At 54.1% G+C, this 16,937-nt stretch carries 16 protein-coding genes; 4 read left to right on the top strand and 12 right to left on the bottom strand.

Features of this window, described 5'->3' with window-relative positions:
• Positions 1-16: 16 nt before the first annotated feature.
• Positions 17-460 (bottom strand): PTS sugar transporter subunit IIA, encoded by a 444-nt coding sequence (locus ACT3RT_RS03170; RefSeq protein ID WP_353502778.1) that lies wholly within the window; start codon positions 458-460, stop codon positions 17-19.
• Between the two features lie 395 nt (positions 461-855).
• Here ACT3RT_RS03170 and ACT3RT_RS03175 point away from each other — a divergent pair, with 395 nt between their 5' ends.
• Entirely contained in the window at positions 856-1,872 is a 1,017-nt protein-coding gene (locus tag ACT3RT_RS03175; RefSeq protein ID WP_353502779.1) for a LacI family DNA-binding transcriptional regulator, read from the top strand.
• Positions 1,873-1,942: 70 nt separating this feature from the next.
• On the opposite strand, the gene yfcD is transcribed toward ACT3RT_RS03175, so the two are convergent.
• Entirely contained in the window at positions 1,943-2,584 is a 642-nt protein-coding gene (gene yfcD, locus ACT3RT_RS03180; RefSeq protein WP_396132406.1) for an NUDIX hydrolase YfcD, read from the bottom strand.
• Between the two features lie 292 nt (positions 2,585-2,876).
• Between yfcD and yfcG the strand changes: the two genes are divergently transcribed.
• Positions 2,877-3,506, top strand: a complete 630-nt coding sequence (gene yfcG / locus ACT3RT_RS03185; RefSeq protein ID WP_353502781.1) for a GSH-dependent disulfide bond oxidoreductase — start codon at positions 2,877-2,879, stop codon at positions 3,504-3,506.
• A 185-nt stretch (positions 3,507-3,691) separates the two neighbouring features.
• Complete coding sequence (locus ACT3RT_RS03190; protein ID WP_496202483.1) at positions 3,692-4,591, top strand: TIGR01777 family oxidoreductase; 900 nt, start codon at positions 3,692-3,694, stop codon at positions 4,589-4,591.
• A gap of 689 nt (positions 4,592-5,280) precedes the next feature.
• Here the strand turns inward: ACT3RT_RS03190 and ACT3RT_RS03195 are convergent.
• The gene (locus ACT3RT_RS03195; protein WP_485901414.1) at positions 5,281-6,876 is read right to left on the bottom strand and encodes an ABC transporter substrate-binding protein; all 1,596 of its coding nucleotides are present in this window, start codon (positions 6,874-6,876) and stop codon (positions 5,281-5,283) included.
• 137 nt (positions 6,877-7,013) lie between these two features.
• Between ACT3RT_RS03195 and pepT the strand changes: the two genes are divergently transcribed.
• Positions 7,014-8,246: a peptidase T gene (pepT, locus tag ACT3RT_RS03200; RefSeq protein ID WP_496199886.1), complete on the top strand. Its 1,233-nt coding sequence runs from the start codon at positions 7,014-7,016 to the stop codon at positions 8,244-8,246.
• Between the two features lie 69 nt (positions 8,247-8,315).
• Here the strand turns inward: pepT and hisP are convergent, their stop codons facing one another.
• The 9 genes from hisP to folC form a co-directional block, all read right to left on the bottom strand.
• Complete coding sequence (gene hisP / locus ACT3RT_RS03205) at positions 8,316-9,089, bottom strand: histidine ABC transporter ATP-binding protein HisP (protein ID WP_353502784.1); 774 nt, start codon at positions 9,087-9,089, stop codon at positions 8,316-8,318.
• Between the two features lie 27 nt (positions 9,090-9,116).
• On the bottom strand, positions 9,117-9,830 hold the full coding sequence (locus ACT3RT_RS03210) for an ABC transporter permease (protein ID WP_485901417.1): 714 nt from the start codon (positions 9,828-9,830) through the stop codon (positions 9,117-9,119).
• Positions 9,827-10,513 (bottom strand): histidine ABC transporter permease HisQ, encoded by a 687-nt coding sequence (locus ACT3RT_RS03215; RefSeq protein ID WP_034791811.1) that lies wholly within the window; start codon positions 10,511-10,513, stop codon positions 9,827-9,829. The genes ACT3RT_RS03210 and ACT3RT_RS03215 overlap by 4 nt, the downstream gene beginning before the upstream one ends.
• A gap of 166 nt (positions 10,514-10,679) precedes the next feature.
• Positions 10,680-11,462 (bottom strand): lysine/arginine/ornithine ABC transporter substrate-binding protein ArgT, encoded by a 783-nt coding sequence (argT, locus tag ACT3RT_RS03220; RefSeq protein WP_485901419.1) that lies wholly within the window; start codon positions 11,460-11,462, stop codon positions 10,680-10,682.
• 339 nt (positions 11,463-11,801) lie between these two features.
• The gene (locus tag ACT3RT_RS03225) at positions 11,802-12,374 is read right to left on the bottom strand and encodes a UbiX family flavin prenyltransferase (protein WP_353502786.1); all 573 of its coding nucleotides are present in this window, start codon (positions 12,372-12,374) and stop codon (positions 11,802-11,804) included.
• A gap of 139 nt (positions 12,375-12,513) precedes the next feature.
• The gene (gene purF / locus ACT3RT_RS03230; RefSeq protein ID WP_034791819.1) at positions 12,514-14,031 is read right to left on the bottom strand and encodes an amidophosphoribosyltransferase; all 1,518 of its coding nucleotides are present in this window, start codon (positions 14,029-14,031) and stop codon (positions 12,514-12,516) included.
• Positions 14,032-14,062: 31 nt separating this feature from the next.
• Positions 14,063-14,554, bottom strand: coding sequence for a colicin V production protein (gene cvpA, locus ACT3RT_RS03235; RefSeq protein ID WP_496202484.1), 492 nt, complete (start codon positions 14,552-14,554; stop codon positions 14,063-14,065).
• 270 nt (positions 14,555-14,824) lie between these two features.
• On the bottom strand, positions 14,825-15,643 hold the full coding sequence (dedD, locus tag ACT3RT_RS03240) for a cell division protein DedD (protein ID WP_485901422.1): 819 nt from the start codon (positions 15,641-15,643) through the stop codon (positions 14,825-14,827).
• Positions 15,636-16,907 (bottom strand): bifunctional tetrahydrofolate synthase/dihydrofolate synthase, encoded by a 1,272-nt coding sequence (gene folC, locus ACT3RT_RS03245; protein ID WP_496202485.1) that lies wholly within the window; start codon positions 16,905-16,907, stop codon positions 15,636-15,638. The genes dedD and folC overlap by 8 nt, the downstream gene beginning before the upstream one ends.
• Positions 16,908-16,937: the final 30 nt, after the last annotated feature.

Raw genomic sequence — 16,937 nt, forward strand, 5'->3', positions numbered from 1 at the left:
TCCATTGGTTCAGGAATTAGAATTTAGAGATAATGTCCTGAATAGTTTTAATGTCTTTCGCTGCAAATATTTTTTGCATTTCATCTTCGCTGGAAAATAACTCAGCCAGCTCAGAAATTAATTCGATATGGCTGTGTTTATCCGGTGCCGCTAACATCACTACGCTATAAACCGGATCATTATCTTCTGAATTGAATTTCACGCCGTGAGGCAGTGTCAGCAAAGATAATCCTAGCCCCTTGGCACCCTCTTCAGGACGGGCATGCGGCATGGCAATACCCGGTGCCAAAACGTAGTACGGACCCAACTTCTCATGCTGGGCAAAAATCGCCTCAACGTAATCAGCGGTGATGGTGCCATTCGCCAGTAAAGGTTCAGCACTGGCTTTCACGGCGTCGCGCCAGTCAGTGATGTCGTGTCTAATGTGAATCGTATCTGGTGTCAGCCAATCATTAAGCATTGCAACTCCTGACTCTTATTTTTGGAATTCTTACTTGGTGTGTCAGTGGGCCTAAAGGTCGCCATAGTTAAAAGCATTAACAACCTCCCCCGATCCCATTAACGATCCAGACTCTACTCAGCGATAGCGTTAACATCTGTGATGCAACTCACAAAGGTAGCGCTACCAAACTTCTATGATTTGATTCTGTGATAGCGCTATCAAAAATAATCACCCTCGGGTATCAGACAACATTGGAGATGAGAAATAAGGATATACTTTGTCCACGATTTGCCGATAATTCATCACATCTGCCGCTGTTACCCCTGCCGTTCTTGCGGGAACCCTCCGGTTTGCGGCCCATTTTAGATTGCGATGCCCTGCGCGAGACGCGCAGTTGAGAGTCAGGATAGTGAATGTCGATTAACAAAAAACGACGCAGTACCGGAAGAGTGACGCTGGCCGATGTCGCGCAACTCGCGGGTGTCGGGAGTATGACCGTGTCCCGGGCGCTAAGAACGCCGGAGCAGGTTTCGGATAAACTGCGTGAAAAAATTGAAGAAGCCGTCAGCCAGCTCGGCTATTTACCCAATCAGGCCGCCAGCTCGCTCGCTTCCGCCTCTTCCTACACTATTGCGATGATTGTCCCAAGCCTGTCAGAGCCGGGTTGTGCCGAGATGTTCGCCGGGTTGCAAAAAATCCTGCAACCCGCCGGCTACCAAATCATGCTGGCGGAGTCGCAGCATCGTCTCGATCGCGAAGAGAAGCTGCTCGAAACCCTCCTGTCTTACAACCTCGCCGCCGCCATTTTGCTCAGCGTCGAGCACTCGCCGAATGTGCGCAATTGGCTGGATAATACCTCGATCCCGGTGCTGGAGATTGGCGCGCTGACCGAGTCGCCCATTGATATGAATATTGGCATCGACAATGTCGAAGCCATGTATCAACTGACCAAAACGGTGATCGACCGCGGCTATAAAAACATTGGCATGCTGTGCGCCAATCAGGAGCAGTGGATTTTCCAGCAGCATCTGCAAGGCTGGCATAAAGCCATGCTTAAGGCCCACATGTCGGTGCATCGGGTGATCAATTCAGCCGAACCGGCCAGCTTCACCACTGGCGCGCACCAGCTGCCGGAGTTCTTGCTGGCGTGGCCTGAAATCGACGCGCTGGTGTGCGTTTCCGACGAGCTGGCCTGCGGCGTGCTGTACGAATGCCAGCGTCGGAGAGTGAAAGTACCGGATGATTTAGCGGTGGTGGGTTTTGGTAACAGTGACGTGAGCAAGGTGTGCCAGCCGCCCTTGACCACCATTGCCATTCCGCACAAAGAGATTGGCATCCGCGCGGCGCAGGCCCTGCTGGCGCGCATTAACGATGAAGAGTGGGAAGAGGTCGCGATTGCCTCATCACTTTGCCGTCGCGATAGCTGTTAAAACATGATTTATCCGCAGAAATGCAGAGGGCGGCCTAAGCCGCCCCTTGGTGCATTTTACTCAGAAGCCATTAAGCTCCGTCAGCGTTTTTGCTTTCCTGAACATCACCCAGCGAGAAGGAAGAGGTTTCAACCGGCAGCGGATCGCCTGGTAAGATTTTCTCTTCACGAACCAACGGCTTACCGTGTTCTTTCTCATTATTGCGGGTCATCCACAGTGACAGCGCTTTCAGCGAATCTGGGGTGAATTCGTCACAACGGGCGGTGATCTCTTCTGGCGTCATCCAACTGACTTCGTCGATCTCTTCTTCCTGCAAGGCAAAAGGACCGTGGGAAACACAGCTAAACAACGCGCCCCACACGCGGCACTTGTTTGGCTCTTCGAAGTAGAACATGCCGTGCTCAGCAAAAGGCACGCCGGCAATACCCAGCTCCTCTTCTGCTTCGCGACGGGCGGAATCCAGCACAATCTCCCCACTCTGCACCACGCCGCCGGCGGTGGCATCTAACCAACCAGGGAAGAAATCTTTGGTCTCGGTGCGTCTTTGCACCAGGATTTTACCCATGCCGTCGTGAACCACGATGTAGCTGGCACGATGGCGCAGGCACTGAGCTCGCATCTGTTGACGGCTAGCCTGGGCTATAACTTCGTTCTCTTCGTTGACGATATCAACCCATTCGCCGGTGCCGGTGTTCTGCTCTTGTTCCGCCATCCTATGAAACCTTCTAAGGGTAAAATTGAGTATCCGCTGATTCTATCTGTCTCTGCGGGGGCGCTTCAATAGCCAGAGTGGCATTGTTCCACGCTTAAAGCTAAGACAGTCCGGGCCGGAAACCATCAGACTAGTCTCACAGTGCCAACCAAGCTTAACTGATATGTTAACCTAAAGTTGATAGTTTGCGGATGTTGCACCCGAGACAGTAAGAATTCAACGCTATTCTTTGATTATCAGAATCCCGCTCTGCCGCATGTCGGCCACAAAATCTAATAACGCAGGAGGCATTATGATTGATTTATATTACGCGCCAACACCCAACGGACACAAAATCACGCTCTTTCTGGAAGAAGCCGAAATACCCTACCGAATTCAACGCATTAACATCAGTTCCGGCGACCAGTTCAAACCCGAGTTTCTCGCCATCTCGCCCAATAATAAAATTCCTGCCATTGTTGATGACCAGCCAGTTGATAACGGCGCGCCGATTAGCGTGTTCGAATCCGGCGCCATCTTGCAGTATCTCGCCGACAAAACCGGCAAACTGCTCAGCCAAGAGCTACGCGAACGTACCCTGACCCTCCAGTGGCTCTACTGGCAAGTCGGCGGATTCGGCCCGATGCTGGGGCAAAACCACCATTTCACCCACTTCGCCCCGCAGCCCGTCCCTTACGCCATCGAGCGTTATTTGCAAGAAACCCAACGCCTGTACAACGTGCTCAATACCCAGCTGGAGAAAAACGCCTATATTGCGGGCGAAAACTACAGCATTGCCGATATCGCAACCTACCCGTGGGCAGTTTCACACGAGCGGCAACGGATTGATCTGGCGGACTACCCTGCCGTGCGCAACTGGTTTGAACGCATCAAGAACCGCCCTGCGACGCAAAAAGCCTACGCCGTGGCCGACAACAAGTAGTTCACGCTCAGCCGTTCTTATCCCCAATGCGGTGAGTTTTGCCGATACCCGCGCGGGTTATCGACGCATTGGGGATAAAAATATTTCACTCAGGATGTGCTCCATATCGCGTGTTTAGTGCGAGGAGTAACCTATGCTAAAAAGAAGCCTTCCAATGGGCATTCAATAAGTTAAGGAGCCAGCCTATGAAAATCTTGATAACCGGAGCCACCGGCCTTATCGGACGCCGACTCACAGAACGTCTGCTCGGCCAGTCGCACCATATCACGGCGCTGACTCGCTCCCCCTCCCGCGCCGCCAAGGTGCTTGGCCCGCAGGTGCTGCTGTGGGAGTCGCTGGAAGATAAAACCTCTTTAGACGGCTTCGACGCGGTGATCAATCTTGCCGGAGAGCCAATCGCCGATAAGCGCTGGACCAAAGATCAGAAACAGAAGTTATGCGATAGCCGCTGGCAGGTCACCGAGCGACTCGCCACCCTGATTAACGCCAGCCAGAAGCCGCCGTCAGTCTTCATTTCCGGTTCCGCCGTGGGCTATTACGGCGACCAAGGTCAGGCGTTAGTGCCCGAAGATGAGCCGCCAAATAAGCAGTTCACCTGGCAGCTCTGCGCCCGTTGGGAAGCCCTGGCTTTAGCCGCAGAGAGCGACCACACCAGAGTCTGCCTGCTGCGCACCGGCGTAGTCTTAGCCCGTAAAGGGGGCGCGCTGGCGAAAATGGTGCTGCCCTTCCGCGCCGGTCTCGGCGGCCCGTTCGGCGACGGCCAGCAATATATGCCGTGGATCCATATCGACGACATGGTCAATGGCATCATTTTCCTGCTAATGCACGAAACCCTGAGTGGCCCTTTCAACATGGTTTCCCCTTACCCCGCCCGCAACGAACAGTTCAGCGCGTTGCTGGGTGAAGTGCTCCACCGCCCGGCCTTTATGCGCGTGCCGGCGGGCGTTGTGCGCCTGTTGATGGGTGAGTCTGCCGTTCTGGTGCTAGGCGGCCAGCGAGCCGTACCGAGAAGGCTCGAGGATGCAGGGTTTACGTTTGGGCATCAGGAGTTGAAGGAGGCGCTGGAGAACGTTCTGAAGGGGTGATTGGGATGGGCTTCCCAAGCGAGCCTTTTAAGGTCAAGGTCGTGCGCTGCCGCCACACCGGCCTTGAGGGGCGCCTATCGCCGCGCCCCTCAAGACTCCCCGGCTCTTTACTGCGCGCTCCGCTCTTTGGGCGGACGTGTTTCAGGTACTTCAGCTATCCACCGCAAAATGTCGCCGCTTAGGCGGTGCCTTCGCTGCGGGATTCAAGCCTTAGGTCTTGAACCTCTTGCTCAGCGCCATTTTTGACTGCGGTTTTGGGGCTTCTCAACCGTGCCGTTTCAGGAGTTTGACTTACTCCCTCCCAGCCTCCCTCTTATCAGGGGGGAGCAAACCAACCCCAAACCACTGAAAAGGTTCGGTGTAAATGCCAGTAGGCCGCGTTCAGAAGTGACGCCGAAGGAGTGGTTCGAGACCCAAGGCTCGAAGCCCGAACTGAGGGAACCGCCTAAGCGGCGGCACTTCGCGGCGAACACCGTGGCCGCTGAAACACGTCCATTCCGACCCTGCGCAGCCTCGATCTCACAACAGAAAAAACGCAGGGTTCCAAGGGAGGCGCGTTTACGCCTCCCTTGGTCGGTGTGGGCCGACGCCCACGGTTTTGAAGTTGAATTTGAATTTGAATTTAAAGATTTAAAAAGCAGGTCAGGGCAGCAGCCCAAAAGTTAGCGCCCCGAAAGCTGCCCTCTTTCCTACTCCTTAATGTCCGTCTGGTAGAAAATATGTTTCCCAAACGGGTCGACTTCATACCCGGTCACTTCTTTGCGAACGGGTTCGAAAATCGTCGAGTGGGCGATAAACACTGCCGGAGCCTGATCGTGCATCACTTGCTGCGCCTCTTCGTACAGCGCGACGCGTTTGTCGTGATCGGTGGTTTCTTTAGCTTCGGTGATTAACTTATCGAATGGCGGATAGCACCACTTGGCCGAGTTAGAACCGCCTTTGGCTGCGTTACAGGTGTAGAGCGGGCCGAAGAAGTTGTCCGGGTCGCCGTTGGCGGTGGTCCAGCCCATCAGCGCGGCCATGTGCTCGCCGTTGCGAATGCGGGTCTGATACTCGCCCCACTCATAGCTCACAATGTGCGCCTTCACGCCAATTTTCGCCCAGTCGGACTGAATCATCTCGGCCATGCGGCGGGCATTTGGGTTGTACGGACGCTGAACCGGCATCGCCCACAGATCGATATCAAAACCATTCGGGAAACCGGCTTCGGCTAATAGCGCTTTGGCTTTTTCTGGTGAGAAATCGTAATCCACCACTTTATCGTTATAGCCCCAGACGCCGGTCGGCAGCAGCGTTTTGGCTACTGTCCCGGTGCCCTGAAACACGGCTTCGATGATTTGCGGCTTGTTGATCGCCATGCTCAGCGCCTGGCGCACTTTCACATTATCCAACGGCGGTTTTTGAGTATTGAAGGACAGGAAGCCGGTATTCAACCCGGACTTGCTCATCAAATTAATGTCTTTATTGGCGCGCATACGGTCCAAGTCAGCCGGATTCGGGAATGGCATCACCTGACACTCGTTCTTCTCCAGCTTGGCGAGGCGCATCGAGGCATCAGGCGTGATGGTGTACACCAGACGGTCGATTTTCGACTTGCCCTGCCAGTATTCCGGGAAAGCTTTGTACAGCAGACGGGTGTCTTTCTGGTACTGCACCAGCTCGAAGGGGCCGGTGCCGATAGGATTCATATCCACTTTTTCTGGCGTACCGGCTTTCAGCATCTGGTCGGCATATTCCGCCGAGAGGATTGAGGCGAAATACCATGCCAAATCAGCCACAAACGGGGCTTCAGGGCGCGTCAGATTGAAGCGAACCGTGTAATCATCCACCTTGTCGATGCTGCCAATCAGGTCCCCCATCTTCAGGCTATCGAAGTTGAGATAAGTCCCGCCCGACACCTTGTGGTAGGGGTTGTTTTCGTCTTTTTGGCGCATGAAGGAGAAAATCACGTCGTCAGCGTTGAAGTCACGGGTTGGCGTGAAAATCTTGCTGCTCTGGAATTTCACCCCTTTGCGCAGATGAAAAGTGTAGGTTTTGCCGTCCGGGCTGATGTCCCAGCTTTCGGCGAGGCTTGGCACTAAGTCGGTGGTACCGGCTTTGAAATCGACCAGACGGTTATAGATAGGCACCGCGCTGGCGTCTACCGAGGTTCCCGAGGTGTAGAGCTGTGGGTTGAACTGCTCTGGCGAGCCTTCTGAGCAATAGACTAAGGTCTTGGCGGACGCGCCGCCCGTCACCGCCAAGGCCAGTAAACCGGCACTTATTTTGAGGATGTTGTGTTTCATGGTTTTCCCTGTCGTTGTGTTTAATAACGCTTATTCTTCGTGGTGCATCTTTTAAAAACAGATTAACATTCAAGCAACAGTTAGTAATACTCTGTTATATATGAAAATCTTGTATGTAAGCAAACTTAGGGGTCATAATGTCGACAACAATCGAAAAACAGCTTACCGAACGTTTCTTTCGTTACCTGTCAGTGAGCACGCAAAGTGATGCCCACGCTACTACCCTTCCAAGCACGCCGGGCCAGCACACACTGGCGAAACTACTCGCCGACGAACTCAAAACGCTGGGCCTGCAAAACATTCAAATTGATGAACACGCCACCGTCACCGCCGTGAAGCCAGGTACCAAGCAAGGCGGACCGCGCATTGGCTTCATCACCCATATTGATACCGTGGACGTCGGCCTCAGCCCTGACATTCACCCGCAAACCCTGACCTTCACTGGCGATGACGTCTGCCTGAATAAAGAAAAAGATATCTGGCTGCGCCCGTCTGAGCGCCCGGAGATTTTGCCGTACAAAGGTCAGGAGATTATTTTTAGCGACGGCACCAGCGTGCTCGGCGCGGACAACAAAGCCGCCGTCACCGTGGTAATGACCCTGCTGGAAAATCTGCGTGACGACCAGCAGTATGGCGATATCGTCGTGGCCTTCGTGCCCGATGAGGAGATTGGCCTACGCGGCGCGAAGGCGCTGGATCTGGCGCGTTTCGACGTGGATTTCGCCTACACCATCGACTGCTGCGAATTGGGCGAAGTTGTGTATGAGAACTTCAACGCGGCGGCGGTAGATATCAGCTTCACCGGCGTGACCGCCCACCCCATGTCCGCCAAAGGCGTACTGGTCAACCCGCTGCTAATGGCCCACGACTTCATCAGCCAGTTTGACCGCGCCGAAACGCCGGAAAACACCGAAGGCCGCGAAGGCTATGTCTGGTTCAACGGCATGAGCGCCACCCAGCAAGGCGCAGAGCTTAAAGCCTCTATTCGCGACTTCGATAGTGACAGCTTTGCAGCGCGCAAAGTCAAAATTCACCAAGTGGCGAAAGAGATTCAGGCCAAGTACCCAACGGCCAAAGTCTCAGTAGAAATTAGCGATACCTACAGCAATATCAGCAGCGCCATTGGTGAAGACCGTCGGGCGATTGACCTGATTTTCGCGGGTTTACAGCAGATTGGCGTGGAGCCGAAGGTGATCCCAATGCGCGGCGGCACCGACGGTGCGGCGCTGTCGGCGAAAGGCTTGCTGACGCCAAACTACTTCACCGGCGCGCACAACTTCCACTCCAAGTATGAGTTCCTGCCCGTCAGCTCCTTCGTGAAGTCTTATGAACTGACCGTGCAACTCTGCTTGCTGGCCGCCAAGGGCTAATGCAGTAAGGTCCTCCCCTTTAGCCGGGGAGGACGCTTTTGGTTCTTCGGTTTTCTTACTTCCAATTTATTACTTCAGAGCACCTGACAAGAACTGCTGCAAACGCGCTGATTTCGGGCTGCCGAACACTTCTGCCGGATTGCCCTGCTCTTCAATCACACCCTGATGCAGGAAGATCACATGGCTGGAAACGTGACGAGCAAACTCCATCTCGTGCGTCACCACCACCATAGTTTTGCCCTCTTCCGCCAGCTTCTGCATGATGCGCAAGACTTCGCCCACCAACTCGGGGTCCAGCGCCGAGGTCGGCTCATCAAACAGCAACACTTCAGGTTCCATCGCCAGCGCGCGGGCGATAGACACGCGCTGCTGCTGGCCGCCCGAAAGGTTAACCGGGTATTTACCCTGAGCGCGGGCGTCGATACCCACTTTGTCGAGATACTTCACCGCGCGCTCGCGTGCTTCGGCCTTGCTCAGCCCCAGCACCTGAATCGGCGCCTCCATGACGTTTTCCAGCACCGTCATGTGGCTCCACAGGTTGAAGTGCTGAAACACCATGGTCAGCTTGGTGCGCAGCAGCTGAAGCTGCTTCTTGTCGAAGACTTTCAGCTGCCCGTCGGTGTCGCGCACCATCCGGATATCCTGATTATTAACGCTGATCGAGCCTTCGCTCGGCTTCTCAAGGAAGTTAATGCAGCGCAGGAAAGTACTTTTACCGGAACCGGAAGATCCAATAATGCTGATCACATCACCGGCGTTGGCGGAGAGCGACACGCCTTTCAAAACTTCATGTTCGCCGTAACGTTTGTGCAGGTCGATAACCGCTAATTTGTTGTCTGGCATAGTGTTATATCCGCAAAATAATACTTATTAATGAGCTTGAGGCTTAACGTGCGCCAGCCAGCGTCTTTCCGCCAAACGGAACAGACCAATCAATACAAAGGAGATGCACAGGTAAATCACCGCCGCGATGCCGAAGGCGTAAAACGGCTGATAGGTTGCCGAGTTAATGTCGCGGGCAATCTTCAAGACATCCGGGACGGTGGCGGTAAACGCCAGCGCCGTGGAGTGCAGCATCAAAATCACTTCGTTGCTGTAGGCTGGCAGAGCCGTGCGCAGCGCCGAAGGCAAAATGATGCAGGTGTAGAGCTTGAAGCGCGAGAAGCCATAAGCATTGGCAGCTTCAATCTCGCCGTGCGGCACAGCGCGGATAGCACCGGCGAAAATCTCGGTGGTGTAGGCGCAGGTGTTGAGGGTCAGCGCCAAAATCGTACAGTTCAAGCCGCTGCGGAAGAAGGCGTTGAGGAAGTCCGTGCCGCGCACGATCTCCAGACTGTACATGCCGGAGTAAAACACCAGCAGCTGCACATAGAGCGGCGTGCCGCGAAACATATAGGTGTAGAGCCAGATAGGCAAACGAATAAATTTATTCGACGACACGCGCCCGACGGCCATTGGCACCGCCAGCAGCCCGCCCATTACCACTGAGCTAATCAGCAGCCACAGCGTCACCGCCAGCCCGGTAAAACGGTAGCCATCGCTATAGAGCAGCGACATGCCATATTGTTGCAGGATCTCAATCATAGGTCCGCCCTCTTCACACCCAGCGAATAGCGGCGTTCAAGCCAGAGCAGCACACCGTTAGAAACCGTGGTAAACACCAGATAAATCACCCCGGCAACGATGGCGAAATAGAAAGGTTGATAGGTGCCCTTGCCCGCCAGCACCGTGGCTTTCACCACGTCATTCAGGCCAAGCAGGGAGACCAGCGCGGTAGCCTTGAGGATAACCTGCCAGTTGTTGCCAATGCCCGGTAAGGCAAAGCGCATCATGGCGGGGAACAGGATCCGGCGAAAAATCTGCCCACCGCTGAAGCCAAAGGCGGTGGCTGCTTCGATTTGCCCGCGCGGCACGGCCATAAAGGCGCCACGGAAGGTTTCGGTGAAGTAAGCGCCATAGATAAAGCCGAGCGTGATGATACCGGCGCTGAGCGGATCGATATCAATCTGCGCCATGCCCAGTGATTCCGTCAGGCTGTTGAGGACGATTTGTAACCCGTAGAAAATTAATAACATCAGAACCAAGTCCGGCACACCGCGGATGAGCGTGGTATAGCAGCCGAAGATCCCGGAAATCAGACGACTTTTTGAGAGCTTGCCACCGGCACCGATAAGGCCGATAACCACCGCCAGCAGAACTGAGGAGATCGCCAGCTCAAGCGTAACTAAAGTGCCCTGAATGATGACTTGGGAATACCCATATAGCATGCTTTTTTCCTGTCTTTGACCGACATCTGTCGCAGGTTATCGTTATGCTGACACTGTTACGCAGACAACTGTTATACAGACAACGTTGATACAGACCAAGAGTTCAATGTGATGACTAAATGCGGCCCACCGTGACGGCAGGCCGCGAGCGTCATCAGGCTAAGAGTTAGTCACCATAGACGTTGAAGTCGAAGTATTTCTTCGCCAGTTTGTCGTAAGTCCCGTCTTTACGCATTGAGTCAAAGGCTTTGTTCAGCGCGGCTTTCAGGTCGCCGTCGTCTTTACGCAGGCCCATACCGGTACCCACGCCAAAGAATTTGTCATCTTTCACTGATGGGCCAGCGAACACGTAATTTTTGCCCGGAGCCTGTTTCAGGAAGCCTTCGCTGCCCGCCACTTCGTCCTGGAATGCGGCGTCAAGACGGCCTGAAGCCAAGTCTGCATAGATCAGGTCTTGGTTCTGGTAAGCCACCACGTTCACACCTTTTGGCTGCCACTCGGCGTTAGCATAGGCTTCCTGCGTTGAGCCTTGCAGCACGCCGACGTTTTTGCCTTTCAGCGCGTCCAGAGTAGGAACCAGCTTGGTGCCTTTTGGCGCGATCAGACGGGCGTTAGCCGCGTAGAGTTTCTCGGTGAAGTCGATCTCCAGTTGGCGTTTTTCGGTAATCGACAGAGAAGAGATGATGGCGTCGATTTTCTTCGCTTTCAGCGACGGGATCAGCGCATCAAAATCGCTTTCTACGTAAGTACATTTGATTTGTGCGCGTTTACACATCTCATTGGCTAAATCGATGTCGAAGCCAACCAGTTTGCCGCTAGAGTCTTTGGATTCAAACGGGGCATAAGTCGGGTCTGTGCCGATCTTAATTGCTGTCGGAGCAGCTGCGAAAGCGCTACTTGCGCTGGCTAAAACCAAAACCAGAGGAAGAACTTTGAACAACTTTTTCATACATTACCCTCAGTCATTAATCGTCTGTTGTGGTTGGTCGTTTCTGTTGTGATTGAACGTCTTTTTATTATGTTTGCAGCTTATTTATCAGGCGGGGAATATGAATCCCCCTGATTTTACTATGCAGTTTTCATGCCGATTGTGTTCCGGATGGGTTAACCGGTCATTGCTCGCCCGATGCGATTAAAAATGCATCAAGATAGTTCTGGAAATCAGCAAGATGAATAAAGCACAGGAACAGATTGCAATAAAAATGCACCAAAATGAAACAGGCAATGTTTGATTTTGGTGCAATGTTATCAATTTGTGCAAAAGGTGGGCGTAAATGGTGAAGAACGACTAGCGGCTGCCCTGCCATCGAACAAAAAGATCTTCCGGCAGCTCTATGTCAAATTGATCAATCACCCGGTTCACCGTCTGATTGATGATGTCATCAACGCTGGTTGGCCGATGATAAAACGCCGGCACCGGCGGCATGATCACCGCGCCAAGCTCGGCGGCTTGAGTCATCAAGCGTAAATGCCCAAGGTGCAGCGGGGTTTCTCGCACGCAGAGCACCAGACGGCGGCTCTCTTTGAGCACCACGTCGGCGGCGCGGGTCAGCAGGCCGTCGGTGTAGCCATTGACGATGCCAGACAGGGTTTTAATCGAGCACGGCAGGATAACCATCCCCCCGGTGCGAAATGAGCCAGAAGAGATGCTGGCGGCAATATCACGGGAATCATGGACGACGTCGGCCAGTTGCTGCACGTCGCGCAGCGTCAAATCGGTTTCCAGCGTTAAAGTCTGGCGGGCGGCATTGCTCATCACCAGATGGGTTTCGATCTCCGGCACGCTTTGCAGCACCTGAAGAAGTCGAACACCAAAAATTGCGCCACTCGCGCCGGAAATGCCGACAATAAGTCGTTTCATGAGACTGCCTCTGAAAAGTTGCACTGAATTCAGCGCCAATACTGACATAAAAAAACGCACCCGCCCAAGATGAATTGGACGGGTGCGTGATAGCGGCGACAACTTGGCGTGGCTCAGTAAGCGCTTACCTTGGCGAAACTTAGCCTTCGTTGTGCATTTCCAGATTTTCAGCTTCCTGCTGGCCGCGTAACGCCTGGGCGTCGTCGTTGCGCAGGGCTTCGAGATATTCGAGGTAGTTCTGATCCACGTCTTTGGTAACGTAAACGCCGTCAAACACGGAACATTCGAACTGCTCGATATCCACGTTATCTTCTTTCACTGCCGCAATCAGGTCGCTCAGGTCCTGGAAGATTAACGCGTCGGCGCCAATCATCTGGTTGATTTCACTGACTTCGCGACCGTGAGCAATCAGCTCGTTGGCACTTGGCATGTCGATACCGTAAACGTTCGGGAAACGAATCTCAGGTGCCGCAGAGGCCAGATAAACGCGTTTCGCCCCGGCTTCGCGCGCCATCTCAACGATTTGCTGAGAAGTAGTACCACGCACGATGGAGTCATCCACCAGCAGCACGTTTTTATCGCGGAACTCAGCGCGGTTGGCGTTGAGCTTGCGGCGCACCGACTTACGGCGCTCCTGCTGGCCCGGCATGATAAAGGTACGGCCGACGTAACGGTTCTTCACAAAGCCCTGACGATAAGGCTTGTCGAGGATACGGGCGATTTCCAGCGCGATATCGCAAGAGGTTTCCGGGATAGGAATGACCACGTCGATATCCAAGTCTTCCCACTCACGAGCAATTTTCGCGCCCAGCTTCTCGCCCATGCGAACACGTGCGCTGTAAACGGAAATCTTGTCGATGAAGGAGTCCGGACGCGCGAAATAGACGTATTCGAACAGGCATGGGTTGTACTGAGGGTTTTCAGCACACAGGCGGGTGAACAGCTGGCCTTTCTCGGTGATGTACACCGCTTCGCCTGGCGCGACGTCGCGCAGGAACTCAAAACCTAAGGTGTCGAGCGCCACGCTCTCCGATGCCACCATGTACTCATTGCGGCCATCTTCCAGAGTGCGTTTACCGATAACCAGCGGGCGGATCCCGTGCGGGTCGCGGAACGCCAGCATGCCGTGACCGATAATCATCGCGACGCATGCATAAGCACCGCGGATTTTTAGGTTCATGGCAGAGACGGCAGCGAACACGTTGTCAGCTTCCAGCGGGTAGTGCTGGAAACGGTCGAGTTCACTGGCCAGAATATTGAGCAGAATTTCAGAATCAGAAGTGGTGTTAACGTGGCGGCGTTGGCCTTCGAACAGGTTACTTCTCAATTCGTGAGCGTTGGTCAGGTTACCATTGTGGGCCAAAGTGATGCCGAACGGTGAGTTGACGTAGAAAGGTTGAGCTTCTGAAGCGCTGGAACTGCCAGCCGTAGGGTAGCGAACATGCCCAATACCCATGTTGCCCTGCAAGCGTTGCATATGGCGTGCTTCGAATACATCTCTCACCAGACCATTGGCTTTCCGTAAACGGAAGTTGTTATTAGCATCAATGGTGACGATGCCCGCAGCATCTTGCCCACGGTGTTGTAACACCGTTAACGCATCATAAATCGACTGGTTTACCGGCGCAAAACCGGCGATACCGACAATACCGCACATGTTGTCTTTTCCTCATCAGCGCTGCCAAAAACTAGAGATGTTTTGGCAAGAAACTCGACGTGCTCTGCAGGTAGTCAAAGAACCACCTGATGACATAACTGAACTGTGGGATCAACTGAGACTGTTTCCAGTCCTCACTTTGTGAAAAGCCGGTAAAGGTATCCAGGAAGAACAGCATCGCGGAAACAATCAGTACGCCACGCAGTGCGCCGAAACACACGCCTAGCACTCTGTCTGTGCCGGATAACCCGGTTCGCTCAACCAGTGAGCCAATCACATAGTTGACAATTGCACCTACGATCAACGTCGCGATGAACAAGATGGCAATTGCGATCCCGTTTCGAACTAATTCATCTTCGAAACGTGTGAAATAGATGGCGAGATAGGGGTAATAATGGCTGGCAACGAAGAAGGCGCAAGCCCAGGTTACCAGTGATAAGGCCTCGCGAACAAAACCCCGGATCAGGCTAACTAAAGCAGAAAACCCAATTACCGCAATAATGACGTAATCAATCCAGACCATTAACGTATTCCAATGTGTAGACCAGTAAAACCCGTCTCCTATCCATTTCGCGGCGAATTCTAACAGAAAAAGAAAACGTTTGCGTAGGGGAAATCTGCGGGTTAGGAAAATTATTAACAGCGATGAAAAAAACCTCAATCATCGCAGAAACCTATAAAATTCCGACCTCAGAATCTTATAGAAAAAGGGCACAAAACGCGTGCCCTTTCCGATTATTTCTTGAGATTTAAAACCAGTTATTGGCGCAACCAGAGCGGCAAAAATGCAGGTTTATTTGCCTGCGCTATAAGAGCGCACCTGCCCGCTTAACCCACTGATCTGGTTTAGCTGCGGCAGAGAAGCCTCGAGTTTTTGCTTCGAAGCATCTGGCCCGACGAAGACGCGCGTGATCTGCCCCTGCACCGGCGTGCTTGGCACAGTGTAAGCGCGGTAGCCCGACAGGCGCAGGTTAGCGACAATCTCGCTGGCCTTGGCGGCATTCTTCAACGCACCGAGCTGGACAATATAAGCCTGACCGCTTGGCGCTTTCTCTTCCGCCTGCGGCTTGCTTTCAGCTTTCGGCGCTTCCGCCGCTTTTGGCTGCTCAACCGCCTTCGGCTGCTCTACCGGTTTGGTTTCAACCGGTTTTGGTTTCGGCTTTTCGACCGGCTTTGGTTTCTCAACCGGTTTCGCTTCCACCATTGGCTTCGGCTCAATGGCCTTCGGCTTGGTTTGGGTCTGATGCGTCGGCTGCGTCACTTTCGGCTGCTCAGGGCGCTTGGTGACTGGCGCGACTACCGGCTCGTCCGGCTGGGCATCAGTGTCATCAGGCAATTCCTGGCCGCTATTGGCAGGCTGCGAGGCGATATTCCCCTGCCCCTTCACCGCTTCGCTCGCGCCTTCCGGCGGCTGGGCTGGCAGAGATTGCGTCACCGGCGGCGGCACGTCCCCCTGTTCCGGCGCGTCACCCGGCTTTGGTACCAGCGGAATGGACGCAAATTCATCTTCATAATGCTTTTTCTTGCCATCGAGCAGGCCGGGCAAAATGATCACGCCGAGCGCCACCAAAATAACCGTTCCGACCAGACGATTTTGAAACTTACTAGCCACTGGTTTTCCCCGCGTCTAAAGCAGCCATCACGTGCGCTACGGTATGAAATGATCCGCAGACAATCACAATATCCTGACTATCAGCATCCTGCATCGCCTGCTGCCAGGCGGAAACCACATCCGTGAACTGATACGCTTGCGTCAGATGCACAGAGAGTTCTTCTACACTGGCACCGCGCGGCCCTTCGAGCGGCGCGCAGTACCAAAAATCAATTTGTGGCGAGAGGCAAGCCAGGGTACCCGCAATATCTTTATCATGCAGCATACCGACTACCGCGCGCACTTTCCCGCCGTTGCGTGGCAATTCGGACAAACGCCCGGCCAGATAAGCAGCGGCGTGCGGGTTATGGGCGACATCCAAAATCAGACGCGGCGACTCGCTCACCGTCTGAAAGCGCCCCGGCAACTGCGCCTGCTGCAAACCACGGCGAATCGCCTCTTCGGCAATCTCTAACGCACTAAAATGCAAAGCCGCCAGCGCCGTCGCGGCATTGGCGAGCGGAACATTAGGAATTGGCAAATTCGCCAGCGTCTTGCCCTCTGTGGCCTGCCAGCTCCAGCTATCACCTTGCACGGCGTAACGCCAGTTCTCACCCACGCGATACAGCTGGGAACCCTTCTCTGCGGCCACGTCAGCAATGGACTGCGGCATATCCGGCTCGCCAACCACGGCGGGGGTTTGACCACGGAACACGCCGGCTTTTTCGCGGCCAATACTTTCGCGGTCTGACCCCAACCAGTCAGTGTGATCCAACGCGATACTGGTTACGACAGCAACATTGGCATCCACGATATTGGTGGCGTCAAGGCGGCCGCCAAGACCCACTTCGAGAATAACCACGTCCAGTTTGGCGTTCTTAAACAGCTGCAAAGCAGAGACGGTGCCGTACTCGAAATAGGTCAGAGGAATATCACCTCGACCGGCTTCAAGCGTAGCAAAAGATTGGCAATGTGCTTGTTCTGGCAGCTCTTCGCCCTGAATTCTGACCCGCTCGGTGTAGCGAACCAAATGAGGAGAGCTGTAGACCCCAACGCGCAACCCCGCAGCCATTAAGATAGCTTCCAGCGTGCGGCAGGTGGTGCCCTTGCCATTGGTGCCAGCGACGGTGATGACAAAAGGCGCGGGTTGCAGCAAGTCGAGCTTGGCGGCAACCGCTTTAACACGCTTGAGACCCAGCTCTATCGCTTGAGAATGGAGGTTTTCGAGATAATAAAGCCACGCGGCCAAAGGCGACGTGGCTTGGGGAATAGGTAGATTCTGCATGAGTCTCGTTCAGCCAATGTTAGGTCCACT

It is taken from the genome of Ewingella sp. AOP9-I1-14 (assembly GCF_052375995.1).
Lineage (GTDB): Bacteria > Pseudomonadota > Gammaproteobacteria > Enterobacterales > Enterobacteriaceae > Ewingella > Ewingella allii.